Origin of the sequence: Marinobacter sp. 1-4A, assembly GCF_016597725.1 — a bacterium.
Lineage (GTDB): Bacteria > Pseudomonadota > Gammaproteobacteria > Pseudomonadales > Oleiphilaceae > Marinobacter.
Map to the genome: position 1 here is coordinate 303,600 of NZ_VCGY01000005.1, position 25,408 is coordinate 329,007.

General features: G+C 52.9%; 25 protein-coding genes. 14 read left to right on the forward strand and 11 right to left on the reverse strand.

Annotated features, from left to right (window positions below):
• Positions 1–113: 113 nt before the first annotated feature.
• Positions 114–1,916 carry an acyl-CoA dehydrogenase gene (locus FE845_RS13010; protein ID WP_200365295.1) on the reverse strand — a complete coding sequence of 601 codons (1,803 nt, stop codon included), beginning with the start codon at positions 1,914–1,916 and terminating at the stop codon, positions 114–116.
• 271 nt (positions 1,917–2,187) lie between these two features.
• Here FE845_RS13010 and FE845_RS13015 point away from each other — a divergent pair, with 271 nt between their 5' ends.
• The 9 genes from FE845_RS13015 to FE845_RS13055 all read left to right on the forward strand — a co-directional run bounded on the left by FE845_RS13015 (position 2,188) and on the right by FE845_RS13055 (position 11,447).
• On the forward strand, positions 2,188–3,195 hold the full coding sequence (locus tag FE845_RS13015; protein ID WP_200365297.1) for a GlxA family transcriptional regulator: 1,008 nt from the start codon (positions 2,188–2,190) through the stop codon (positions 3,193–3,195).
• 108 nt (positions 3,196–3,303) lie between these two features.
• Positions 3,304–3,468 (forward strand): hypothetical protein, encoded by a 165-nt coding sequence (locus FE845_RS13020; RefSeq protein ID WP_200365299.1) that lies wholly within the window; start codon positions 3,304–3,306, stop codon positions 3,466–3,468.
• A gap of 397 nt (positions 3,469–3,865) precedes the next feature.
• The gene (locus FE845_RS13025; RefSeq protein WP_200365301.1) at positions 3,866–6,667 is read left to right on the forward strand and encodes a monovalent cation/H+ antiporter subunit A; all 2,802 of its coding nucleotides are present in this window, start codon (positions 3,866–3,868) and stop codon (positions 6,665–6,667) included.
• Entirely contained in the window at positions 6,667–7,035 is a 369-nt protein-coding gene (locus FE845_RS13030; protein ID WP_200365304.1) for a Na+/H+ antiporter subunit C, read from the forward strand. Before FE845_RS13025 ends, FE845_RS13030 begins: the two co-directional genes overlap by 1 nt.
• Complete coding sequence (locus FE845_RS13035) at positions 7,032–8,570, forward strand: monovalent cation/H+ antiporter subunit D (RefSeq protein ID WP_200365306.1); 1,539 nt, start codon at positions 7,032–7,034, stop codon at positions 8,568–8,570. The genes FE845_RS13030 and FE845_RS13035 overlap by 4 nt, the downstream gene beginning before the upstream one ends.
• Positions 8,570–9,058 carry a Na+/H+ antiporter subunit E gene (locus tag FE845_RS13040; RefSeq protein WP_200365308.1) on the forward strand — a complete coding sequence of 163 codons (489 nt, stop codon included), beginning with the start codon at positions 8,570–8,572 and terminating at the stop codon, positions 9,056–9,058. Before FE845_RS13035 ends, FE845_RS13040 begins: the two co-directional genes overlap by 1 nt.
• Positions 9,055–9,324 carry a K+/H+ antiporter subunit F gene (locus tag FE845_RS13045; protein WP_200365310.1) on the forward strand — a complete coding sequence of 90 codons (270 nt, stop codon included), beginning with the start codon at positions 9,055–9,057 and terminating at the stop codon, positions 9,322–9,324. The genes FE845_RS13040 and FE845_RS13045 overlap by 4 nt, the downstream gene beginning before the upstream one ends.
• A gap of 16 nt (positions 9,325–9,340) precedes the next feature.
• Positions 9,341–9,673, forward strand: coding sequence for a Na+/H+ antiporter subunit G (locus FE845_RS13050; RefSeq protein ID WP_200365312.1), 333 nt, complete (start codon positions 9,341–9,343; stop codon positions 9,671–9,673).
• Positions 9,674–9,803: 130 nt separating this feature from the next.
• Positions 9,804–11,447, forward strand: a complete 1,644-nt coding sequence (locus FE845_RS13055; protein WP_200365314.1) for a fatty acid--CoA ligase — start codon at positions 9,804–9,806, stop codon at positions 11,445–11,447.
• 67 nt (positions 11,448–11,514) lie between these two features.
• Here the strand turns inward: FE845_RS13055 and FE845_RS13060 are convergent, their stop codons facing one another.
• On the reverse strand, positions 11,515–13,302 hold the full coding sequence (locus tag FE845_RS13060) for an ABC transporter ATP-binding protein (RefSeq protein WP_200365316.1): 1,788 nt from the start codon (positions 13,300–13,302) through the stop codon (positions 11,515–11,517).
• 239 nt (positions 13,303–13,541) lie between these two features.
• Here FE845_RS13060 and FE845_RS13065 point away from each other — a divergent pair, with 239 nt between their 5' ends.
• Positions 13,542–14,012 (forward strand): DUF4442 domain-containing protein, encoded by a 471-nt coding sequence (locus FE845_RS13065; protein WP_200365318.1) that lies wholly within the window; start codon positions 13,542–13,544, stop codon positions 14,010–14,012.
• Here FE845_RS13065 and FE845_RS13070 read toward each other — a convergent pair.
• From FE845_RS13070 to FE845_RS13095, 6 genes are all read right to left on the reverse strand, one after another.
• A complete protein-coding gene (locus FE845_RS13070; protein WP_200365320.1) occupies positions 14,009–15,262 on the reverse strand; it encodes a D-amino acid dehydrogenase in 1,254 nt (417 codons plus the stop codon). The two genes, FE845_RS13065 and FE845_RS13070, sit on opposite strands and share 4 nt — an antisense overlap.
• A gap of 142 nt (positions 15,263–15,404) precedes the next feature.
• Entirely contained in the window at positions 15,405–15,761 is a 357-nt protein-coding gene (locus FE845_RS13075; protein WP_200365322.1) for a translation initiation factor Sui1, read from the reverse strand.
• A gap of 44 nt (positions 15,762–15,805) precedes the next feature.
• Positions 15,806–16,336, reverse strand: coding sequence for a DUF4136 domain-containing protein (locus tag FE845_RS13080; protein ID WP_200365325.1), 531 nt, complete (start codon positions 16,334–16,336; stop codon positions 15,806–15,808).
• A 76-nt stretch (positions 16,337–16,412) separates the two neighbouring features.
• Positions 16,413–17,018, reverse strand: coding sequence for a YigZ family protein (locus FE845_RS13085; RefSeq protein WP_200365327.1), 606 nt, complete (start codon positions 17,016–17,018; stop codon positions 16,413–16,415).
• A 21-nt stretch (positions 17,019–17,039) separates the two neighbouring features.
• Positions 17,040–18,356, reverse strand: coding sequence for a sensor histidine kinase (locus FE845_RS13090; RefSeq protein WP_200365329.1), 1,317 nt, complete (start codon positions 18,354–18,356; stop codon positions 17,040–17,042).
• Complete coding sequence (locus FE845_RS13095; RefSeq protein ID WP_200365331.1) at positions 18,353–19,039, reverse strand: response regulator transcription factor; 687 nt, start codon at positions 19,037–19,039, stop codon at positions 18,353–18,355. Before FE845_RS13095 ends, FE845_RS13090 begins: the two co-directional genes overlap by 4 nt.
• A gap of 213 nt (positions 19,040–19,252) precedes the next feature.
• Here FE845_RS13095 and FE845_RS13100 point away from each other — a divergent pair, with 213 nt between their 5' ends.
• Genes FE845_RS13100 through FE845_RS13110 form a run of 3 tightly spaced genes read left to right on the forward strand, consistent with a single transcriptional unit; the run spans position 19,253 to position 21,393 of the window.
• The gene (locus tag FE845_RS13100; RefSeq protein ID WP_200365333.1) at positions 19,253–19,612 is read left to right on the forward strand and encodes a hypothetical protein; all 360 of its coding nucleotides are present in this window, start codon (positions 19,253–19,255) and stop codon (positions 19,610–19,612) included.
• 57 nt (positions 19,613–19,669) lie between these two features.
• Positions 19,670–20,848: a GNAT family N-acetyltransferase gene (locus FE845_RS13105; RefSeq protein WP_200365335.1), complete on the forward strand. Its 1,179-nt coding sequence runs from the start codon at positions 19,670–19,672 to the stop codon at positions 20,846–20,848.
• A 44-nt stretch (positions 20,849–20,892) separates the two neighbouring features.
• Positions 20,893–21,393, forward strand: coding sequence for a hypothetical protein (locus FE845_RS13110; RefSeq protein WP_200365337.1), 501 nt, complete (start codon positions 20,893–20,895; stop codon positions 21,391–21,393).
• Between the two features lie 8 nt (positions 21,394–21,401).
• Here FE845_RS13110 and FE845_RS13115 read toward each other — a convergent pair whose 3' ends face one another.
• The 3 genes from FE845_RS13115 to FE845_RS13125 all read right to left on the reverse strand — a co-directional run bounded on the left by FE845_RS13115 (position 21,402) and on the right by FE845_RS13125 (position 23,877).
• Positions 21,402–22,718 (reverse strand): hypothetical protein, encoded by a 1,317-nt coding sequence (locus FE845_RS13115; RefSeq protein ID WP_200365340.1) that lies wholly within the window; start codon positions 22,716–22,718, stop codon positions 21,402–21,404.
• Between the two features lie 113 nt (positions 22,719–22,831).
• A complete protein-coding gene (locus tag FE845_RS13120) occupies positions 22,832–23,143 on the reverse strand; it encodes an AzlD family protein (protein ID WP_200365342.1) in 312 nt (103 codons plus the stop codon).
• Complete coding sequence (locus FE845_RS13125) at positions 23,140–23,877, reverse strand: AzlC family ABC transporter permease (protein ID WP_200365344.1); 738 nt, start codon at positions 23,875–23,877, stop codon at positions 23,140–23,142. Before FE845_RS13125 ends, FE845_RS13120 begins: the two co-directional genes overlap by 4 nt.
• A gap of 427 nt (positions 23,878–24,304) precedes the next feature.
• On the opposite strand from FE845_RS13125, the gene FE845_RS13130 reads away from it, so the two are divergent.
• On the forward strand, positions 24,305–25,405 hold the full coding sequence (locus FE845_RS13130) for a Leu/Phe/Val dehydrogenase (protein WP_200365467.1): 1,101 nt from the start codon (positions 24,305–24,307) through the stop codon (positions 25,403–25,405).
• The last annotated feature ends 3 nt before the right edge of the window (positions 25,406–25,408 follow it).

A 25,408-nucleotide genomic window follows, 5' to 3' on the forward strand; every position in this document is an offset into this window, starting at 1 on the left:
AGCTTCATGCGACAGCCGAGCGACAGTAAGCTGTGATTGCTGGCCGGACCCCGAAGGGGTACTTGCAGGCGTTTCCCGGGAGCTGACCCCCACCGGTTGTGCCTACTTTAAACCTAGAACCACTCCGCTTTCATATTGAGGCAGGTGTCATCCATATTCCGCAACAACACCAAATCCTGAGCAACCGTTGGCAACTCCCAATGGAAGAAATACTGAGCAGCCTGAAGCTTGCCCTGATAGAAGTTACGCTCATCATCAGTATTGGCAGACGCCTGCGCATTAGTCGCTGCGTTAGCCTGACGCAGCCACATCCAAGCTACAATGATGTGCCCGAACAGATGCAAATAGCAGGAAGCGTTCGCCAGAGTTTTGTCCACCTCGCCGCTCATTAGAGATTTACCCAGATTTTGAGTCACTTTAACGGCCTGTTGCAGCGTCTCACTTAACGATAACGCCCACTGCTGACAGCGATCCGTTGTAGCTGCCTGCAAATCCACCTGCATTTCCTGCATAAGCAGCTGCAAACCATGGCTTTGATCCTGCCAAATCTTACGGCCCAGCAAATCCAAGCCCTGAATGCCGGTAGTGCCCTCATGGATGGGGTTCAAGCGGTTATCGCGCCAGCACTGCTCCACTGGGTATTCGCGGGTGTAACCGGCACCACCATAAACCTGAATCGCCAAATCGTTGGCTTTCGGCCCATGCTCTGATGGCCAGGTTTTGATCACAGGCGTAAGCAGATCAAGCAGTTTGCCAGCTTCGATTCGTTTCTGCTCATCCGGATGGGTGTGTTGATCATCCATCAAACGCGCACCGTAGAGACAAAGTGCTAATCCGCCTTCACTGTATGCTTTCTGAGCCAGCAGCATGCGGCGCACATCTGCGTGATCAATAATCGGTACCTGTGGGCTTTCCGGGTTCTTTTCCGACGCCTTGCGGCCCTGAAGCCGGTCTTTGGCGTACTCAAGACTGTGCATGTAACCGCGATACCCAATCACCGCCGCGCCAAAGCCTACACCTACTCTGGCCTCATTCATCATCTGGAACATGTACTTCAGGCCCTGATGGGGCTCACCAACCAGATAACCGTGGCAAGGGGCATCGTCACCAAAACTCAGCGCTGTGGAGGTGGTGCCGCGATATCCGAGCTTATGGATCAACCCAGCAAGACTCACGCCGTTGCGATCCGCCGGATTTCCGTCGCTATCCACCCGGAACTTGGGAACGATAAATAGGGAAATGCCTTTTACCCCGGCTGGCGCGCCTTTGATTTTGGCGAGCACCATGTGGACGATATTTTCGGTAATGCTCTGCTCACCACCAGAGATGTAGATTTTTGCGCCTTTGATCAGATAGTGGCCATCATCGGTAGGGGTGGCAGAAGTGCGAATGTCCGCCAAAGATGAGCCAGCATGTGGCTCCGTGAGGGCCATTGTTCCGCTGTATCGACCACTGAGCATGTTGGGTAGGAAGCTGGTTTTCTGGGATTCGTCACCAAACACACGGATAAGGTTTGCAGCCGCTGTGGTCAGGAATGGATAACCTGCGGTACCTGGATTAGCGGCGGTGAAAAAGCCGTTACAAGCTGCCATGACGGTCTCGGGGAGCTGCATGCCGCCCAATTCATAGTCATAACGCCCCGCAATAAACCCCGCCTCGGCATAGGAATCAAAGGCTTCTTTCACCTCTGGCAGCATTTCGACTTGGCCGTTTACAAACTTCGGCTCGTCTTTGTCTGCAGCACTGTTGTGATTGGCAAACTTCTCTCTGGCCATTTTATCGGCAGTTTCAATGACGGCATCAAAGGTATCGCGGTTGTGTTCGTTGAAACGATCACGGCTTAGCAGGCTTTCAGTATCAAGCACTTCGTAGAGTTGGAACGCCAAATCACGGCGATCTATCAGTGTATCGGTCATTTTTTCAGCTTCCGGATGATTGGCTGGAGAGTTTCATTGTTATGCACAGGCTCTCACACCCGCGCTTTTCTGGAAACCGGCGTTTATGACATAATTATGGTCAATATCGCCAACCAGCTTCGAAGCCTCATTCTCGGGCGATGGTGGTGCCACTGCTCAGGACACGCTGTGAATACATCCATGTAAGCTTGACGGCAGCATCCATGCTGCCGACAGTCCTGAGAAGTGGCACCACCATCGCCCTAACAGAGTTGCTCGATCTCGAGAGTTTATGCAGAAAGTTTCAATTATTGGTTTTGACGGCGCTTTAGCCAGTGCCATCACAGGAATAATTGACTTATTCCGTTTGGCCGGTGTCACCTGGGCGCGAATTCACGGTGAGCACCCAGAGCCACGTTTCACTACCCGCCTGCTAACTCGTAACGGAGATCCCTGCCGCTGCATCAACGGCATCACTTTGCTTTCAGATGGAAGTTGGGAAGAGCTAGATACAGAGACAACGGAGAACGCCGATCTGGTGATCGTACCAACCATCGGCGCGCCAATTGATCAAGCACTGATGGCAAATCCGGATCTAATTATCTGGCTTAGCCAGTTCAGTGCCCCGAATAGAAATAGCACCAGCCAAGTTCAACTCGCAAGCAACTGCACCGGAGCGTTTCTTCTGGCTGAAGCGGGGCTGTTGAACAATAAAGAAGCCACCACCCACTGGGGCTTCAGCGACAGGTTTCGCCAGAGCTACCCACAAGTAAAACTGAATCCCGAAAAGCTGGTCACAGTCGATGGCCACATCGCCTGTGCCGGAGGCGGCATGGCGTGGTGGGATTTGGGCGTGCACCTTATAGAACGCTATGCAGGGGCTCGGGTTGCCCGTGAGTTGGCCAAGGCGTTTGTTATCGATGCGGGGCGTAATAGTCAGGCACCCTACAGCGCACTTCAAACCAAGCGGTACCACTCAGACTCGGTGATCCTAAAGCTCCAGAACTGGCTGGATAGCCATTATGGAGAAGCCGTAAGCCTGCAATCACTTGCCGCTTTCAGCGGTTTGACAACGCGTTCACTGATACGTCGTTTCAAGCTTGCGACTGGTGAAACTCCGACAAGCTATTTGCAATCCATACGCATTGAAGCCGCTCGGCGACATTTGGAAAACTCGCGCTTGCCCGTGGAAGAGGTTACCCGGCTGGTTGGCTATGAAGACGTCAGCTCTTTTAGCCGACTATTTCGCAAGCAAACCGGATTGGCTCCCGGGGCCTACCGATCGCGGTTTGGGCGCTAACCACAAGCCGAGCGCTTGGCCCGGGTTATGCATCAAATTATCCAAACGGCCGCTGGCCGGATGTTTCTGTAAATTATACTGACAGGTGTCATGTGGGAGAAATGAGCCATGAACGCACCCGTTCAACAAACCCAGCTTGAAGTTCTGAGCAGGTTGTACACCATGAAGCTTGCACAGATTGAGCAGGCAACCCAACAAGGCAACAATCTGCGCAGCATGGTGCTGGAAGCAGAGGCCGAAGCAATTTTCAATGCGCTCAAATCCGCCAAGTAGCGCAAAGGTGACAAACACCAGACGACAAAAATGAGCCTCTCTATGCCCTTCCACGTCACTCTCAAATTCCCATTCTGCGCTTGATCGATCACAAGTTGACTTGACCTACGAGCACGGGCACGTATCATCGGATGTCAGGTTTTACTAACGGAGCAACCATGACCGCAAGGTCCTTCGGCTGCATGCAGATCAATCGCCCCCCTCTTACCGCTGACATCGCGCGGCAACGCGGGCGTTTACCGTACTTTCCAGACCCACCGGCCTTTCGCTGATCAAACTCCTGTTGCCTGATCAAATCGCTTTGATGCGATTTATGCAGGGTGGGCGACGGGAGGCTAGACTCAGGCTCATAAGCCATCTCCATTCATAAGAAAAGAAAACCGCTAACGAGGTTGCGATGTCGCTACCGCTGGTTGTACTACTGCCATTTTTGGGGGCCATAGCCGCCCCGCTATTTGCTCAGGGTGGGCGAACCGCTATCGCAATAGCATCATCCGTTCCCGCTCTGATTGCGCTGGCCGCGCTGTTTCCACATTGGTCGGTTCTTTCTGCTGGCGGCACGGTGCTTCACACATATGAGTGGCTGCCGGTTCTCGGGCTTTCCTTTAGTTTTCGCCTCGATGGTTTGGCGCTTCTCTTCGCACTGCTGATACTCGTTATCGGCCTGTTGGTTATTATTTATTCTCACTACTACCTCAAAGCCAGTGAGAACGTGGCCAAGTTTTACTCCCTGCTTCTATGTTTCAAAGGCTCCATGCTAGGGATAGTCCTCTCTGGCAACTTGCTTTTGATGCTTATTTTCTGGGAAATCACCAGCCTCACATCTTTCCTGCTGATCAGCTTCTGGACACACAAACAGGATGCCCGGCGCGGCGCACGGATGGCGTTGGCGATCACCGGCGGCGGCGGGCTAGCCCTGCTGGGCGGTATCTTGCTCATCGGCAATATTGTGGGCAGCTTTGAGCTGGACGATGTGCTTGCCGCGGGCGATCAGATCAAAGCCCATGCGTTGTACCCGGTGGCATTAACTCTGGTTTTGCTTGGCGCTTTTACCAAGTCAGCCCAGTTCCCGTTCCATTTCTGGCTGCCCCATGCCATGCAGGCGCCTACTCCGATCTCTGCTTACCTGCACTCTGCCACCATGGTTAAAGCGGGCATCTTCTTGATGGCGCGCTTATATCCGGCTTTGGCGGGAACCGAGCAATGGTTCTACATGGTCAGTTTTACCGGCATGGCCACACTGCTTCTTGGCGCCTATATCGCCATGTTCAAACACGATTTGAAAGGGCTGCTCGCCTATTCAACCGTTAGCCATCTGGGTTTAATCACGTTGTTATTAGGCATGGGTACTCAACTGGCTGCTGTTGCAGCGATATTCCACGTAATCAACCATGCCACCTTCAAGGCTTCACTGTTCATGGCTGCCGGTATCATCGACCATGAAACAGGCACCCGCGACATGCGGCGAATCAACGGGCTCTGGCGCTATATGCCCCACACAGCAACTCTGGCCATGGTCGCAGCCTCATCCATGGCGGGTGTCCCATTGCTGAACGGCTTTCTCAGTAAGGAAATGTTCTTCGCCGAGTCGCTACAGCTCAACCTTCCTGGCCTCTGGGCGTGGGTACCGCCAATTGTTGCAACTTTGGCGGGCATTTTTGCGGTTGCCTACTCGGCGCGCTTTGTCCACGATGTATTTTTTAACGGCAAGCCTGTGGATCTACCCAAGTTCCCGCCCCATGAACCACCCCGCTACATGAAGTTTCCCGTGGAGATCCTTGTATTCGCCTGCATCATGGTTGGTGTCTTCCCAACGGTCTCCGTTGGGCCCCTGTTGTATTCCGCTGCATCTGCAACCCTTGGCGGCGAAGTGCCAGACTATCAACTGGCCATTCTTCATGGCTTCAACCTGCCACTGCTGATGAGTTTTCTGGCCTTCTTTGGCGGCCTACTCATGTACACCCAACGCCAACGCTTTTTCGATTTCCACGCCCAGCTTAAGGAAGTGGACGGCAAGGCTGTATTCGAGTTTGCGGTTTCAAAGATTGAAGACATGGCTCGCAGCTTTACCGGATGGCTCGAAAACGGTTCTTTGCAGCGCTACGCCACGCTTCTGATCGTTAGCGTTATTGCGGTAGCGGTCATGCCGCTTGCGGAGCATGGTTTCTACATTGGTGAAAACGGGCTAAGCCCTGTGGATTGGCCAACGGCCATTGCCGCAGGTGTGTTGGTCATTGCAGCTCTGGCGACCGCACTCTGGCACCGAGAGCGTTTTTACGCGCTGGTACTTCTCAGCGTTGTTGGCCTGATCGTAGCGTTAGCGTTCGCCCGATTCTCTGCACCGGATCTCGCCATGACTCAGCTTTCGGTTGAAGTTGTCACAATTGTTCTGCTTATGCTGGCGCTGTATTACATGCCCTCTTGGACGCCCATGGAAAGCTCTCGCAGCCGTCGCGTACGCGACGTTTTGATTGCTCTGGCGGCCGGTGCCGGCATGACCCTGATTACGCTGGCCATGTTGACCCAGCCATTCAGCTCCATCTCCGACTTCTTCCTAGAAAACAGCAAACCGGGCGGCGGTGGCACCAATGTGGTTAACGTAATTCTGGTCGACTTCCGTGGCTTCGATACGCTCGGCGAGATAACGGTGCTGGCCATCGCGGCACTTGGTATCTACGCCATGCTGAAAAACACTGCTCTGACTCCCCCGCCGGGAGATGGTCTGGGGCATGCTTGGACACGGGATCACTACCCCTTGATGCTACGACAGATTGCCCGGCCTATGCTGCCGTTGGCACTCATGGTGTCTGCCTATATCTTCCTGCGCGGGCACAACCTACCCGGGGGCGGTTTTATTGCAGGGTTGATTACCTCCGTGGCGCTGATTCTCCAATATATCGCCAGTGGCATGGTGTGGACCGAGGATCGTATTCCCTTCCGGTACCACAACGTGATTGGCCTCGGTCTATTGTTTGCCACCATCGCCGGTGCTGGCAGCCTAGCCTTCGGATATCCCTTCCTGACAACCACATTTGGCTACATAACCTGGCCTGTGGTGGGCAAGTTCGAAGTGGCTTCAGCCTTGGTGTTTGATTTAGGCGTTTACCTAGCGGTGATCGGCGCAACCTTGCTGGCACTGGTCAGCATCGGCCGACTGTCGCCTCATTCGGCCATCAAAAGCAAAATGGAGGGCGCGTAATGGAACTGTTATTTGCAATCGCTATCGGTGCCTTAACAACATCGGGGGTCTACTTGCTGCTTCGCGCTCGCACTTTCCCGGTGGTCATGGGGCTGACACTGCTTTCCTACGGTGTAAACCTGTTCCTGTTCGCCTCCGGGCGCCTCGCTACAGGCCAACAACCCGTCATCGGAACTACTGCGAGCTATTCTGACCCTTTGCCTCAAGCTCTGGTGCTTACGGCTATCGTTATTGGTTTTGCCATGACAGCATTTTTGGTTGTTCTGTCGCTGCGTAATCTGGCAGACAACGAAAACGACCATGTGGATGGTCGGCGTGAGGCCACCACACCCCCCTCCAAGATTGAGCAAGAGGTAAGCAGTAAATGACGCACTGGCTTATCGCTCCGATTCTGATCCCGCTGCTCGGCGGTATTCTTCAGGTATTTATGGGTTATGCCCCGATCAGCCTGCGCCGCACGCTCGCAATTGCGACTACCGTGCTTATGCTGGTGTCCGCTGTTGTTTTGTTGGCACTTGCCAGCGATGGCAGCTACCGCGTTTATGCCTTCGGCAATTGGCAACCGCCCTTCGGCATTGTGCTGGTGCTCGACAGATTGGCTGCCTTGATGCTGGTGTTAACAGCGGTTCTTGGCCTGTTTTGCCACATTTATGCGAGCGGCGGTGCCGATGAAGGAAACCGCCAGTTCCACGCATTGTTTCTGTTCCAGCTAATGGGGCTGAACATTGCTTTTCTCACCGGCGACCTATTTAACCTTTTCGTTGCGTTTGAGGTTCTGCTTATTGCCTCTTACGGGTTGCTCATGCACGGCGGAGGCACATCTCGCACTGTACCTGGGCTTCATTATGTGGTTCTTAATCTGGCAGGGTCAGCCCTGTTCCTGATCAGCGTCGGCATGATTTACAGCGTAACTGGTACCCTGAACATGGCGGACCTAGCTGTAAAAATTCCACAAGTGACAGGCAGCAACCTAAACCTTGTTAAGGCTGGAGGCATGATGCTACTGGTTGTTTTCGGCCTGAAAGCAGCCATCCTGCCACTCTGTTTCTGGCTACCCAAAGCTTATGCCAGAGCAACCGCCCCTGTTGCCGCCCTGTTTGCGGTGATGACCAAAGTAGGTGTCTACGCCATTGTGAGAATCTACCCGCTGATATTCGGGGAAAATGCTGGCGAGCTCGCCAATTTAGGTATGGACTGGCTCTTCCCTCTGGCGTTGGTCACACTGAGCATGGGTGTCATTGGGGCCTTGGGCGCGGATAACCTCAAAACGCTCGTAGCCTGGCAGGTTATTATTTCCGTAGGGACTCTACTCGCTCCTATCTCACTTGGTTCCGAGGATGGCCTATCGGCTGCTCTGTTTTATCTGGTGAGCACCACCTGGACCGTTGCCGCTCTGTTTTTAGTGGCCGAATTAGTGGCGAGCCAGAGAGGCACAGCGGCGGACAAAATTGTAACCGCACCCAAAATGCGCCATAGAACCTTCCTGAGTGTGTTGTTCCTTATCGGTGCAGTAGCCGCTTCCGGCTTGCCACCTCTGAGCGGATTCTTCGGCAAATTGCTTATTCTTAAGTCCGTAGAGCCCGGCGTTGAAATGGCATGGCTCTGGAGTGTTTTGCTAGTTGGCGGCTTCCTCACGCTTATCGCTTACAGCCGGGCTGGCAGTATTGTTTTCTGGTGGAACGTAGATGGCCATCTGGAAACCCCAGAACCCATAAACAACCGAGTAGCGGTTTCCACCGGAATATTAACTTGTCTCACCATGCTCATCGTTGTACTGGCTGGCCCACTGAGCGACTTCACCCGCGCAACAGCAGAGCAGCTGCATGACAATCAGGGCTATATCAATATTCTGCAAACACCCATGCACACGCCACAAAACCCATTGGTCGGGGAGATAAACTGATGTTTGATCGCCTGAGCTTTCCTCAACCCTGGCTGAGCCTCATTCTGTTTCTTATTTGGCAAATACTCAGCGATGGTGTATCCGGAGGCAGCGTTGTTCTCGGCCTTATTCTGGCCTGGCTGATTCCTCAAGTAACCCATGGCTTTTGGCCGGAGCGCCCAGCATTTGTAAAGGTTTGGCGCATGCCTGCGTATATATTACGGGTGTTAAAGGACATTGTGATCGCCAGTTTTTCAGTAGCCTGGTTGATTCTGAGCCCCCGAAACCCACGGCCAGCATTTATCAGCTACCCGCTGCAGCTTGATCATCCGTTGGCGATCTCCATTCTCGCCAGCACCATCTCGCTCACCCCCGGAACCGTCAGTGCGGACGTAAGCGATGACAACAAGACCCTACTGATCCATGCGCTCGACGCAACCAGCGATCAGGAAGTTATTGACGCCATTTACAACAGCTACGAAAAGCCGCTGATGGAGATGTTCCAATGATCGCCATTGCCCTGTATTCAACCATCGCCATGGTAACCCTAGCCGCTCTATTAAACGTCTACCGTTTGATAAAGGGACCAGATGAGCCCGATCGGGTTTTGGCCATTGATACGCTGTACATCAACGCCATTGCCTTGATTATCCTGCTGGGCATTACGCTGGGCACGCGCATGTATCTGGAGTCTGCCTTGCTGATTGCGGTTATGGGCTTTGTTAGCACTGTGGCTATGGCCAAATACCTAAAACGCGGCAGCGTCATTGAGTAAAAACGGGAGATAAATCATGAGCCCATTGGCAGAATACGCTATCTCGGCCCTACTGATTTTTGGTGGTGCTTTTACTCTGGTCGGTGCAATCGGCTTGGCCCGACTGCCAGATTTTTATACCCGCCTGCATGGCCCAACCAAGGCAACCACCGTTGGCGTAGGCGCTATCATGCTCAGTTCAGTTATCTATTTCAGCGCCATTGGCGAGGGTATAGGCATCTCGGAAGTTCTGATCACTGTGTTTCTGCTAATGACGGCACCCGTGAGTGCCAACATGCTGGCCAAAGCGGCCATGCACATAGGCGTAAAAACAGTGGAAGACACCGAAGGCAAACCATGGGAGCAGTAGCTCCAGTTTAAGCTTGGCCTCCAGCACCTGTAGAGGCCAGAGCTTAGCAAGCTTCCGATTTCACTCAATTTATGTCAGATTGAACCAACTTCTCAGACAAGACTAACAAACGGGAAAGAGGATTCCAGATATGGCACAAACGCGAATTTTACCTGCCGCAAAAAATGCCCACCAGTACCAGCTTTTGATCAAACAACTGTTGCTCTCCGGGCCAAGATATTCGCCAGATCAGGAAATTGTGTACGCCAACAAAAGCAAGTACACCTACACAGATCTGGTCGAGCGCATCCATCGCCTCGCCAACGCCCTCACCGATGCGGGCGTTAAGCCGGGCGATACGGTCGCCGTTATGGACTGGGATACGCCGCGCTATCTGGAGTGCTTTTTTGCCATCCCCATGATCGGTGCCGTTTTGCACACCATTAACGTGCGCTTATCGCCCGATCAAATTGTTTACACCATGAATCACGCAGAAGACGACGTGGTTTTGGTGCATGATGATTTCCTGCCGATTCTGGAAGGCCTGCAGAGCGAAATCACAACGGTTAAAACCTACATTCAGCTTAGCGATGAAAAAACCGCGAAAGATACAAAACTCGATACCGCTGGCGAATACGAGGCTCTGCTAGCCTCTGCTGGCACAGAGTTCGACTTCCCCGACTTTGATGAGAACAGCCTCGCAACCACCTTTTACACCACGGGCACCACAGGAAACCCCAAAGGCGTTTTCTTCAGCCACCGCCAGCTGGTTCTGCATACACTGGCCATGACAGGGTCGCTTTCTTCCTATGACGAAATGCCTCTGCTGCGCTCATCGTCTGTATACATGCCGGTTACCCCCATGTTCCACGTGCATGCCTGGGGCGTTCCCTATGCCGCAACCATGATGGGCATAAAACAGGTTTATCCGGGCCGCTATGAGCCGGAATTGCTGGTCGATCTGATTAAAGAGCACAAAGTATCTTTCTCGCACTGTGTACCAACCGTCATGCAAATGATGATGGCTACTGAGTCCATCAAAACAGCAGATCTAAGCAATTGGCAGGTATTGATTGGCGGTAGCGCTTTGACCAAAGGCCTTTGTGATGCAGGCGCGAAGCTCGGCATTCGCATGTATACCGGCTACGGCATGTCTGAAACCTGCCCCTTGCTCAGCACCACCTTCCTCAAGCCGGAAGACCTTGAACTACCCTTGGAACAACAGACACCGAAACGCATCAAGACGGGCATTGCGGTGCCTATGGTAGAGCTGGAGATTGTTGATACGGATGGCAACCCTGTACCCCACGATGGCGAAGCCAAGGGCGAAGTTGTTGCGCGTGCACCCTGGCTCACCCAAAGCTATATCAAAGAGCCCGCCAAAGGTGAGGAGCTCTGGGAAGGTGGCTGGCTGCACACCGGGGATGTTGCCTCTATGGAGCCGAACAACACGCTGACCATTAAAGATCGCATCAAGGATGTCATCAAAACCGGCGGCGAGTGGCTATCGTCCCTCGATCTGGAAAACCTAATCAGCCAGCACTCTGCCGTCTCCGGTGCTGCGGTGGTGGGTATTCCTGATGAAAAATGGGGTGAGCGGCCCTATGCTCTGGTAACCCTGAAGCCAGGCGAGCAAGCAACCGCGGAAGATATACAGAGCCATCTGCAACAACATGTCGACAACGGTGAGATCAATAAGTGGGCGATACCCACCCGGATCGACTTTGTTGACGACATTCCGAAAACAAGTGTTGGCAAGATCAACAAAAAAGTGATTCGAGACCAACTGCAATAAGCCACTTTGCTCCTGACCGCTCTCATGCGGTCAGGAGCAACACCAACATTGGTCACCTTGGGAAGCTTCAGGCTTGACCCGTTTGGACCCGCCATTGCGCGGCGTAAGCCCCGCCCTGTTCCAGTAGCTCTTTGTGTGAGCCCACCTCAACCACCTTACCCTTGGCTATAACAGCAATTGAATCTGCATCAACAATGGTAGATAGCCGGTGGGCGATCATAATAACCGTGCGGTTGTGCCCAATTCGCCGTAGCGAGCGCTGAATAGCAGCTTCCGTTTCGTTATCCACCGCACTGGTGGCCTCATCAAGCACCAAAATAGGCGAGTCTTTCAGAAGTGCGCGAGCTAGAGATAGCCGCTGTCTTTGTCCGCCTGAGAGTCGCACACCCCGCTCACCCACGGGTGTGTTCAACCCCTCCGGTAACGCCTCGATAAACGCCCAAGCTTCTGCTGTGCGCGCAGCTTCTATGATTTCGGCGTCTGTCGCGTCAGGGCGCCCGTAGACCAAATTCTCGCGGATACTGCCTTCAAATAGGTAGACATCTTGGCTAACCAGACCAATGGACTCGCGAAGAGACTGTAAGCTTACCGCCCGGATAGACTGGCCATCAATGCGGATGTCGCCGCTCTCAATCTCGTAAAACCGCAACAGCAGCTTAATTAAAGTGGATTTTCCCGAACCGGTAGCGCCAACCAGCGCTAGCGTATTACCGGCCGGGACGGTTAGTGAAATCTGATCTATCCCGGCGTTACTGGCGGGATAGTGAAAGCTGACATCACTAAATGTCACTGCTCCACTCACTGGCTGCTGGAGGGCTTTGGTGCTTTGGTCTTTGATGTGAAGTGGCTCAGAAAGCAAATCTAGAATGCGTCGAGTGCTCGCCATGGCGCGCTCAAACAGGTTGATCACCTCAGCCATACCAGTCAACGGCCATAGCAATCGCTGAGTCATAAACACCAACACGCCATAAGCACCCACATTCAGATCGCCTTTTAGCGCCAACATGCCGCCGACCGTAAACGTCGCCAAAAAACCCGACAAAATCGCCATGCGAATAATGGGGATAAATGCCGAGCTGATGCGGATGGCCCGGCGATTGGCATCCACATAGGCACTGCTGCTGGCCTTGAGGCGTTCCGCTTCGCGCTGCTCTGCTGTAAAGCTCTTGATGGTGGCGATACCGCCGAGGTTATTGGATAGGCGACTGGACAGATCGCCGACCTTCTCTCGCACATCGGCATAGAGTGGCCCAGCTTTGCGCTGAAAGTAGAAAGCCCCCCAGATAATTAGCGGGATCGGCATAAACGCCAGCACAGCAATGAGTGGCGACAATACAAAAAATACCGCCCCTACGGCGATCACTGTCACAAGCACTTGAATCATGGCGTTGGCACCGCCGTCCAAGAAACGCTCAAGCTGGTTAACATCATCATTCATCGTGGCCACCAATTGGCCGGAACTACGAGACTCGAAAAAGCCCATGTCCAATTTTTGGACATGCTCATAGGCATCTTGACGCAGATCGGATTGCAGCCGCTGGGCCAAATTACGCCAAAGAATCTGATACAAATATTCGAACAGAGACTCACCTGCCCAAATGAAAAATGTCAGCACCCCCAACACCAGAATCTGATTCAGCGACTCCGTAATTCCCAGTGAAGCCACGAAACTGTCTTCCTGATTGACGACAACATCTAACGCAATACCAATGAGTATTTCCGGTGCGATATCAAACAATTTGTTAACGATAGAACAGGTAGTCGCTGCAACGATCTGGCGACGGTAGCCGCGCGCATAACGTAACAATCGGGCGAATGCGGCGAAGCTACTTGCAGCATTGATTTCTTCGGACATGGTATTTCCTTAGAAGGTCTGAATGGAGATAGCGGAACTGAACGCTGAGCTGCGAGGAGCTAATTGAGGGCTTACGGTGCGTTTACGCTAATTTAGAAAACAATGATGCGAATTATAATTATTTAGACTTCATCAATCCAGTCTACTTATCACCCCAAGCGGACCATCTTTATTTTTCATCGTATACTCCCCCGCTTCCAATCTTTCTCAATTTAATGCTGCAAAAGAGCCCAACCATCATGATGTCGAAACTTCGCAACTGGATTTCCAGCCCTAACGGTATACGCAAAATAATGAACGTATACGGCCCTTATGCAGGCGCCGGGGTTAAAGTGACTCACATTGCAGACGACTATCGCACAGCTTCGGTAGAGATGAACTTGCACTGGTACAACACCAACTACGTGGGCACGCACTTTGGCGGTTCGCTCTACAGTATGGTTGACCCTATGTACATGCTGTTGCTGATGAACAATCTGGGGAACGACTACATAGTGTGGGACAAATCAGCCTGTATCGACTTTATCCGCCCAGGTAAAGGCCGCGTAACGGCACACTTTGAGCTAACACAAGAGCGGCTGGATGAGATTCGCAACGCCACCGCAAACGGCGATAAAACGTTGCCTGAGTGGGATGTGGATATTGTCGATGAAAAGGGCAAACTGGTCGCCAGGGTTAACAAGGTTCTATACGTTCGGAAAAAACGTTAAAGCCCGGAGAAGGTAAAATCCACCTCGGGCTTTCGGCCGCCAACGATATCTGCCAATGCAGCGGCCGAGCCACAGGAATGGGTCCATCCCAGCGTACCGTGCCCGGTGTTCAAATACAGGTTGGCAAAGTGGCTTTTGCCCACATAGGGAACATTAGAAGGTGTGGCCGGGCGCAGCCCCGTCCAGAACTCGGCCCGATCCCAATAGCCGGCATCCGGCATTATGTCTGCGGTTCTGCGCACAATGGCTTGGCAGCGGGTGTAATTCAGGGTACGCGTGTAACCATTAAGCTCTGCGGTGCCAGCCACTCGGATGCGATCACCTAGCCGGGAGTACACCAGTTTATATTCGTCATCCGTGAGGCTCACAGTAAACGCTGCCTCTTTATTCTTCACCGGTACTGTAATGGAGTAGCCTTTGGCGGGGTAAATGTTTAAATGCAGCCCAAGTTTTCGGGCGAGCACAGCACTAAAGCTACCAAGGCTGAGCACATAGGCGTCGGCCCTCAAGGTTTGATGTTGCCCGTCTTTCAATACCTGCACGCCAAGAATACGCTCACCAGAGTGCTCGAACCCAAGAATGTCCGTGCGATAGCAAAACTCCACGCCAGCCTTTTGGCAGAGTTCGGCCAATGCTTGAGTGAACTTGCGGGCATCGCCGGATTCATCTTCAGAGGTGTAGGTTGCGCCTGCTATCTTGTGCTGGATAGGTTTGAGGCCAGGCTCAATCTCTACAGCTTTGTTTGCATCGATGACCTGACGGTCGCACCCGAGATCACACATGATGCGGGTGGGCTCAAGCGCTGCGTTAAACTCGTCGGGGTTGGTATAAAAGTGCAGAATACCCTTGGTAACTTGATCGTACTCAAGCCCGGTTTCCTGACGCAAATCCTGTAACTGGCTACGGCTGTACGTGCCAAGGTTGACCATCTGGCGGATATTATGGGCGGCTTTTGCTGACGTGCACTGGGTTAGAAAAGATAAGGCCCAACGCCATTGGGCAAGGTCCATTTTCGGACGAAACAGTAAAGGTGCGTCCGCTCGAAATAGCCAATTCAGAATTTTTAATGGCGCGGATGGGTTAGCCCAGGGTTCGGCATGAGAAACAGAAATCTGGCCTCCATTTGCATAGCTGGTTTCCAGGCCTGATTGGCTCTGTCGGTCTACTACCGTTACCTGATGCCCCTGCTTCTGCAAAAACCAGGCGGTGGTTACACCAACAACTCCCGCGCCCAAAACCACTATGTGCATGCCTGCCTCCGTTCAAAGAGCGCCTACCCAACTGACAATAAGTCAGGTTTACGGTAGGGCTCTGGCCAATACTTAGTAAAAGAGATGCTTATTCACCTATCGCGATTGTAGCGTGAGGCAGGCCAACTTGTGACTTATACCATCAGCCACCGGCGCGCTTCACAACCCAGCCATTCTGCTCCAGAAGCGGCACGAGCAGATCTCGCTGATCCCCCTGAATTTCCACCACGCCATCTTTCACGGTGCCACCAGTGCCGCACTTGGCTTTTAGAACCTTAGCGTAGGCTTTAAGCTCTTTTTCATCCATGGGAATACCAGTAACCAGAGTAACGCCCTTACCTTTGCGCCCCTTGGTTTCGCGGCTCACACGCACTATGCCATCTCCCTCCGGGCGCGGCGCTTGACGGCAGGTACAGTCTGAAACAGGGTTGCGACATTCCGGGCACATACGCCCTTGTTCGGTTGAAAATACCAACCCACCTGCGGATCGTTTTGCCATGTATCCTCCGAATATTGAACAGCTTACAAAACCCTATCGCTTTTTCAGTCTAGTTCGGGAGGATACTTGCTGAACATCTCTGCGACCACCTCATCAACCAACTTGCTGCGGCTTTTCGGCGACTGGTTTTCGGTCAGGTAACGACGGCTGGCCGCCCGCCAAACCACTTTTTCAGAGCTCGCTTCCACCAACTCAACCACAAGCTTACCTTCTGTAACCTCCCTCACTGGCGGCGGTGCAGATAGTCCCCAGCCGAAGTTCCCGGTACCAAAGCCCATACCAAGACCAACACCAGAACGCTCGAGGCGCTCCTGCTCCACAATCTGCCAGCTCACCAGAAGGTCGGCCTCAGACTCTTCTACCTTACTCATTGCTTTGCGGGCGAGTTCACGTTCAACCGCATTCTGTACACGGTTGCCATCCAACGAAACAAACGTGGAATTGCCAGCACCAGTCGCAAAGGCCCAAGTTGTGTAGTCTCCGAAAACCACCGTTGAGTTGTAGTCCGTCACCACATTACTGGCACACCCTGCCATGGCCACAGCGACCAGTGCCACCATCAGAAAACGAACCATTACCTACTCCTTAATTTCCGTGCGTCTTGAGTTCAAGTATACGCACAAGGCAGCGCAGCGATGAGTGTTTGCTCTGTCATGTTTCGAAACTGTAATTCAGCTTATGGGCGTCACAAAAAGCCGTGAAGGTTTGCACCTGATCCTCTGGAACGAGAACCCGAGCCCTTACCGAACTGCCATAACTGATGGATTCCAGCTCGGCCGCATGCACATCGCACCAGTGCCGCAGAGGCTGCTCATCTGCAAACCCCATGGTTATATTTGCTGCATTCACCGGTTTATGAACAATCCTCCCTACCTCTGACAGCACACTCTCAGCTGCACCAGCATAGGCTCGAACAAGCCCTCCAGCGCCGAGTTTAATACCACCGAAGTAGCGGATTACCATCACCAGAACATCACCCATATCTTTGTGCTGAATGACATTCAGAATCGGCTTGCCTGCAGTGCCGGAAGGCTCGCCGTCATCATTCATGCCCGCCTCTGCTGCCGAGCCGGGGCGCCCGATTTGGTATGCCCAGCAGATATGGCGGGCGTCGGGGTGGTCCTGATGCGCCTTCTCCAACCAGCCTTTTACCTCATCCCGGGAGCCCACAGGTGCAATCCGGGCAATAAATCGGCTTTTTTTCACCTCAGTTTCCCGTTCAAGGTAGCTGGCAGGAACTGGATAATCTTTTTTCATAAGGTCGCCCCCGTGCTTGCATTAGTTGGCGGCGAATATCGGCAACCGGGCCACAATCTGCAAACCGCCATGCTCGCTGTTGTGGGCAGCAATCTCACCGTCATGGGCCAGAATAATATCTTTGGCAATTGCCAACCCCAAGCCCCAACCTTGGCCACCCCGGGATTTGTCTGCCCGGAAGAAAGGCTCAAAAAGATGTTCCAGAATGTCATCCGCAACACCCGGCCCCTCATCCTCAATCGTAAGGCTTACCCAGCCCGCTGAAAGTGCCAAGGAAATGTGAACCACTTTGCCCGGCGGAGTGTAATCAAGGGCGTTCTGGAGAATATTATCGAATGCCCGCTGGAGAAGGCCTGCGTCGCCCAGCACGGAAACACCGGTGCTTTCAGGCATTGAGTCAAGCTTGCAGTCCACCCTCTGGTGTTCGGCGTAGTCTGCAGCATCTTGCAAAACCTGGTTCAAAAGATCCACCGGCCGCAATGGCTCACGGGCAATATCACTGCCCTGCTCAGTCACCCGGTATAGGGTCAGTATCTGACCGGTCATGGTGTCGAGACGCTCATTCTGGCGCAGAATACTGGCCATCAGGTCTTCTTCTATGCCGCCTTCGCTGGCAAGTTCGATAGCAACTCGCTGGCGCGCCAAAGGGGTTCGTAAATCGTGGGATATATCCCGCAGCAGGTGTTTCTGGCGATCCAGCAGGGTACAAAGCTGTTCTGTCATCGCATTGAATGCGGTGGCTAACTGTCCCACCTCATCCCGACGGCTGGCTATGCGCTCATTGACTCGCAGCTCGGTTTTACCCCCAGCGATAGCCTGCGCCGTACTTTCCATATGCCTCACGGGCCGCGACACAAAGCGAGCAATCAGCCAGCAAGCTAGGGTAATTAACACAAACGCCAACCCCATTTCTATAAACCGAAATACTCGAGGTTCCAACCAACCCTCACCGTGCATTTTCGGCCATGCAACCAAGCGGTAACCCTCGCCCACATCCACAATAGCGGGCTTTTGCCGGTACCAACCAGATTTAATGCGCGAGCGAATTGCCGAGGGCAAGCGGTTGTCATCGTCCGCGCTGATCATCATCAGATGTAAGCCCAGCTCATCCCCTTGTGCTTTGAGAAATCTATGAGCATCTTTGCGGCCGCGGCTTTCGCGGATAGCAGACACTTCAAACCCAAGATCCCTCAGCTCAAGCTGGCGCTCGATTGCTGCGCGCTCCCGGTCGAGCATGACACCTGAGGCAATATTGCTAACAACCACAGTAACCGCCATGGCCAGCCAGATAAGCAGGAAAATTCGCCAGAACAGGGGAATGATCAACCGACGCTTCATGTTGGCACCCGGTAGCTGTACCCAAGGCCACGTACTGTCTCAATTCTGGGAGGGTCATCGTTGCCCAATTTCTTGCGTAGGTTGCTGATGTGCATGTCCAAGGTGCGGTCAAATGCTTCTAGGCGCCGCCCCAACGCCCATTGCATCAAATCTGTTTTGCGTACCACACTGCCAGCGTGAGCCAGCAATACTTGCAGAATTTCGTACTCAGTGGCGGTCAGTTCCAATGGCTCATCGTTCTGATAGATGCGACGATGATCCGGCTCAACGCGCAGATCTCCGTGATGTCGGGCTGTTTTTATCTCGGTTTTCTGGTCCCAGGCAACCCGGCGCAGAATGGCTTGAAGCCGAGCCACCAGTTCACGGGGATTACAGGGCTTGGGGATGTAATCATCCGCCCCCACTTCAAACCCCACAATGCGGTCGGTTTCATCACCCCGGGCAGTCAGCAATACAACCGGCAAGTGGGTTTCAGCACGCAGTTCGCGCAACACTTCAAGGCCGCTAATATCCGGCAGCATAATATCCAGAACAACAATGTCGCAGTGCTGACCTAGTGCCAGCGCTAATCCATCTCTGCCGTTGGCAGCCTCACGCACGATGAAACCTTGGCCCGTTAAATAGCGCGCGAGCAACTCTCGTAGTTCGTCGTCATCTTCTACCAGCAGGACCCTGTTCTGCATCGCTCGTTTCTACTCACGTTAGTTTTCGATGTGTGATTACTGTACTACTCAAAGTCTAACACGGCCCCAAAGACCCGCATCCGCAGGCCCCGGCTCCTTTGCAGAACCTTTACATAGCATTGACGCTCGTTGACCAAGCACGCAGTACTATAGAGGTGAATCATGCTTCTGGCGAAACCGCCAAGCAATTACATAACGGCGAGAGGAATTATCATGAGCAAACGTAAAACATCCATTATTACCGCAAGCCTTCTGGCTACCGCCTTGTTTGCAGCCAGCCCGGCTTTGATGGCCGGCAACTCGTATGGCTCATCGTCAAAGCACCATGACGGCCAGCGCAATATGTCCGAAATGTGCGACAACCTGCGCGAAGGCAAAGGCAAATTTAATATGGAAGAACGCCAAGCGGAAATGGCTAAACGCCACGAAGCCATGGCCGAACGCCTGAAACTGAACGACGAGCAGCGCGGAATCTGGAACGAGATGCATGAGGAACGACGCCAACAACATGAAAAGCGCATGAGTGGCTGGGAGAAAAAGATGAAAAAGCGCTGTGCACAGCCACAAGAGTGATCACAACGCGGGTTTTGACGTAAGGTATCGGGAGCGATTAAGGAGCGCGCCCGAATCATGTCAGAATCCGCAGTAAGAAACATAACACTAGAGGCCTGCCACTCTCTTTCCACCATTCCCCAGAAGGTGTGGGAGCGGTTGGCAGGCACCGATAACCCCTTTCTGCGATACGACTTTCTCGAAGCGCTGGAAACCACGCGCTGCACCATCGAGGAAACCGGCTGGAAGCCCTGCCACCTGTTATTCCGCTTGGACGGTGAGATTGCCGGGATCGCGCCTGCGTATCTCAAATCCCATTCTATGGGCGAGTATGTGTTTGATTGGGCATGGGCTGATGCCTACCGCCGCTATGGCATGGACTACTACCCAAAGCTCCTGATAGCGGTACCTTTTACGCCCTCGCAGGGGCCAAGACTACTACTCGATCCAAAACTACGAGATACACTGGATTCCCAAGCCATCCATAATCTTCTCAACACGCTTATAACCCGAATCGGCGCTCACTCCTGGCACCTTTTGTTTCCCAACGCGAAGGATCAAAAACTACTTCAGCATGAGGGACAACTCCACAGAATCGGCTGCCAGTTCCACTGGCATAATCGCAGCTACGAGCACTTCGATGACTTTCTGGGTGAGCTCACCTCCCGCAAGCGCAAGTCCATACGAAAAGAGCGCCGTCAGGTAGCTGAGCAAGGCATTACCTTCGCCCGGTTCGATGGCGCCGGTATTCCCGATCACGTTCTTGCAGCTTTTTATGTGTTCTACCAAGCTACTTATCTCAAGCGCGGGCAACGGCCTTACCTAAGCCAATCATTCTTTGAAAAGATACGAGAAACAATGCCTGAGCACCTGCACATAGTCATGGCTGTAAAAAACGGCGAAATGATTGCAGGGGCCCTATTCCTGAGTGGAGGGAACACCCTCTATGGCCGCTATTGGGGCTGCCTTGAGGAATATAACCATCTGCACTTCGAAACCTGCTATTACCAAGGCATTGAACTGGCCATCAAACAGGGACTTCAAACCTTCGACGCAGGCGCGCAAGGAGAGCACAAATTGGTCCGCGGCTTCGAACCCTTGATTACGCATTCGTGGCACGGCATTGCCCATCCGGGGTTTCACGATGCGATTGAAGCTTTCACGCACGAGGAGGCGGAGCAAGTTATGGGTTATTACGAGGACGCGAAAACGGTGCTTCCGTTTCGACAGACAACGGGAGTTGAAGGCAATAACTAAAACTATTCTATACTGTTACTTCTAAGCCCAAAACAGGCGGGACTATGCTATTTCACTACAAAAAGACCCAAACTCGGCAAGCCGTGACTGTGACGCTTAACATATTGGCCATCCCCGTTATTCTCTATATTTTTCAAAGCTTGTCTAAAGACCAACCTGACTTCCAACAGATTTATGGCGTGGTTGAGAAGGGGGCGATTGCTGTTGCGTTGGTCTTAGCCATAATTCTAGTGATGCTATTGAAAAGAAAGGACAAGTTCGAAATTTATGTAACCGAAACCGAGTTCTATAGCCACCATCCTTTCTCTGAGGAGTGGTGCTTCAGCGTCAGCCCTCAAGATATTCAAGCCATCGAGCACAAATTAAACATTGGCTCCGGCTACATGACCAACATAAACGTGCACCTAAAAAGTGGGGAAAGGCTACAGATATGCCAGAACTACCCTTTTTCTCGTAAAGCTCTATACGCCGCATTGAAGAAGGTAAACCCAGCTATAACCTTTCCGAGCAACGCCAACACATTTAATCACAAGCGAAAAAAGTAAAGAGGCTATCAAGGCTTAGCAATCTCTTGATACCGATTAGCCGCCTGCGCCTTCTCACTCTGGCGGCTCAACAGTTCCAACCGCAGCCGGTCTATGATGCTCATATATTCATCCAGAGGCGATTCCGACTTTCCAAGATCCTTGGTTTCTTCAATAAACGCCTTTTGCTTTTCCCGGATTTCATTGAGCTTTTCAAGCGCGCCACGAATGGCCTCTATACGGGCACCTTCAAAGCCTCCCACTTCTTGAGTTCCTTCCGGGCCATTGCCTCTAATCACCTGCGTCGTCGCAGGCGCTTGTTCCTTAGTTTGCTCCGACAAATTGATTTCTTCGAGAGTGCGAACTTCACCGTCTGTTGTCAGGTAAATACCGGAAGCCTTGATCTCTCCCAGAGGAATGCCTTGGCTGTTGGTAAGCGTAAACTTATCTTCAGCACTGCCAACGTATAACGCCTGCACCCCAACTTCTTCAAGGGTCTTTAAAGCTTGCGAGCCATCGGCTGTCTGAACCCACACTGAGAGAGATGAAAACACATCGTCGTTGGCATCGATCCATTGGTTGCCATCGTCATCAAATTTGGCCAACTCGCCAAAGCCGGAACCACTCTGAGGGCCAAACAACTCGGTGCCATCATCCACCTTGCCGTTGTTGTTACGATCAAAAACCAAATACCCACTACCGCTGCCTAGAGTGGCGAACTGCCCGGTTTCTCCATTCCCATCCAGATCAAACTCAAACAGGGCGTCGGTAAGCTGAGCAGTAGCACTACCAAAATTGATAACCAGAGGATCGGTCATTGGGCGCTCTTCAATGCGCAAGCTTTCGGAGTATTCATAGTTTCTGGATTGTGATTGGCGCAGAGACAGAGTGAAATCGACCGTCTCACCGTTCTCCAGTGAAATACTGCCGGTAGCTGCAAACGACCGAGTTTCACTTTCCGAGTAGAACATGTAACGGTTTGCCTCAACCGACATACTGCCTTTTGCCTGAGTGCCGGATTCTCCACCCAGAGCTGCCCGGCCTACGCTGATAGCCTGCTGCCCTCGAAAAAACAGCTCTGTGGTTTTCTCTGCCAGCTCCGCGCTGGTAAACACGCCGTTACGATCACCACCGCTGACGGTGCTGGAACTGGTGTACCCAAGCCGCTCTTGGCTAGCGTAACGATAGGTCGCATCGCGGGAGATATTTAATTGAGTACCGCCAGACTGACCTTCGGAGCGGCTACCGGATAGCGGTTGCTGATTAATCCGAAGCTGGCTTTGATTGAAGGCCGTTTCCTGACGGGAGCTTCCCTGAAGAAAAGAGATCTGACTGGATACAATCATGGCGTGGGTTTACCTCAAAGTTCCGCGTTTACCTATCCGCCTATCGGCTGAGGCAAAGTGAACTTGAGCACTTTCTATGCAAGCTATCGCTTCGTAAACTACCTTTCAGTCACCTAAAACATATACCGAACAAGAGCAGCGGCAAGAATGCCTGCGGCAATCGCTGGAAGCGGCTTTTTGAGCGCAAGCATAACAACCGCAGTAACCAAAAGAGCCGCAAGTGCGCCCGCATCACCCCCAAAAGCCATGGGCACAATGATGGCGATCAGTACGGAACTGGCCATGGTGTTGATGAAGCTCTCAATACGAGGGCTTATGCGCACGAAAGACATGATAAACACGCCGCCGAACCGAGTTACCAAGGTTACCAGCGTCATGATCAGTATCAGCAACAAAATGCCCGTTGATGTGGTTTCGATGGTCATGCTGACTCCTCCCCAGCAGGGTCATCATCCGGTTTTTTCTCAAGCCAGAAAAAGCCAACCACACCGCCAGCAAGGGCTCCGGCAACCACATGGGTATTTGCTGGCAGCCACTTCCAAGCTGCCAAAGAAGCCAGTGCAGCAAGTGCCCAAGCAACCAATACACGAGGGTTTTTCTTACCGCCTAGCGCCATCGCCAATAGAAAGCAGCCTAGTACCATGTCCATCCCGAGGCTTTTGGGGTTCTGTAACAAGCCACCGAAATATACCCCGAGCCAAGTACCAACAATCCATGCCAGCCACAGCACAAGACCCCCACCAAGAATCACTTCAAGGTTACGCCTACCGCTTTGGTATTCCTGTGCAGACACCGCCCAATTGGCGTCAGTGAGAAGTAACAGAACGCCATACCGTTTTGCGGGGGAAACGTCCTTTAGCATGGGGTACAAAGAGGCCCCCATCAGAAGGTGACGGGAGTTGATAGCAAACACTACGACCATAACGGGGATAACAGACACTTCAGCTCCCCACATATCAATTGCAGCAAACTGCGACGCACCTGCAAATACTAGAGTGCTCATCAACAACGATTCGAGAGGCCCCAGCCCCTGCTGCACAGCCGCAAGACCAAAGGCAGCGCCGAATGCGACCACGAACAGGGATATAGGGAGCATCCGAATAAGTTCGTAACGAACCTTTTCGGCCTGGAACTGATAGGAATATGACGCATTTTTCATCTACGCAAACTAAGGAAATTTTACCGGCGCGCGTATCAGTAGTTTCCACATACGTGAGTTATTGATCTACCGACAAGTTTTGCAAATGCAACTAATATTCAAACAGCGATAACAGGGGGCGGGCAGGTTTTACAATTGACCTCTAAGGTTACAGCGATTAATTTACGACTAGCTCGGCCCCGTTAGGGCTACCCCCTTCGGAAAACCCGAGCACCTGAAATCAAAACGCTGGCCAAAAGCCGGACGACAAAAACAACATTGCCAGTGACGCCGAGACCCGGCCAACTGGAGAGGATTTCAAAATGCCCATATCAGCTCGCCTTCAGGGCGTCTTGTGCAGTGCACAATTGTTCCCGTCTGTTAAGATAAACACCTTTGATTTCCGTAGGATAACGCCCACATGGGCCAAGGAAGCGAGGTGATCCCCATGTCTGTATTCAGCCATCCCGAGTTTGATAACCACGAACACCTGTCGTTTTTCTGCGACCCAGAAACTGGGCTTAAAGCCATTGTTGCCATACACAACACCTCTCGCGGGCCAGCCCTCGGCGGTTGCAGAATGTTTCCGTATGCCAGCGATGAAGAAGCCCTGCGCGATGTGCTTCGCCTATCGCGGGGTATGACCTACAAATCGGCACTGGCCAACCTTGATCTTGGCGGGGGCAAATCGGTCATCATTGGCGACCCGCGCAAGCAAAAAAGCGAGGCTTTGCTGGAAGCGATGGGGAAACACCTGGAAGGACTCGGAGGCCAATACATTGCCGCCGAAGATTCCGGTACCAGCGTACCAGACTTAAAAGTGATGGGGCGCCATACCAAACACGTTGCGGGAATTGTTGAACACACAGGTTTTGATGGCCGCCCCAGCAATGGCGACCCCTCCCCGACAACCGCTTATGGCACGTTTGTTGGCCTCAAAGCGGCGGTTAAGCACAAGCTAGGCCGCGAGGACCTCACCGGTTTGAAAGTTGCCATTCAAGGCGTAGGCAACGTGGGCTATCGTTTGGCTCAGCACCTGAGCGAAGCTGGCGCAGAACTTTGGGTGTACGACATCCATCAGGAGAACATGCAGCGGGCGGTAGATGAGCTGGGCGCTCATGCGGCATCGGGCGAGGACATTCTGTTCCTACCGGTAGACGTAGTCGCACCTTGCGCTATGGGTGCTGTGCTGAACGACGAAAGTATTCCCCGCCTGAAAGCGACGGTAATTGCAGGTGCGGCAAATAACCTCCTACAGCGCCCGGATCACGATCAGGCACTGAAAGACCGGGACATACTCTATGCACCGGATTTCGTGATCAACGCCGGCGGCATCATCGATGTGTTCTACGAGCGTACAGGGGGCTCTCCTGAAGAAGTGCGCGCTCACGTCGAGGGCATTGGTCAAACTCTTGCGGAGATCTTTACCCGCTCAGATGGCAGCGGTATCCCAACCGGCGCAGTTGCCAATACGCTCGCTGAAGAACGCTTTCGTAAACGCACAGGCGTAGCTCACGCTGCACGCGAACAGCTTGCCAGTGCGGAGTAATTA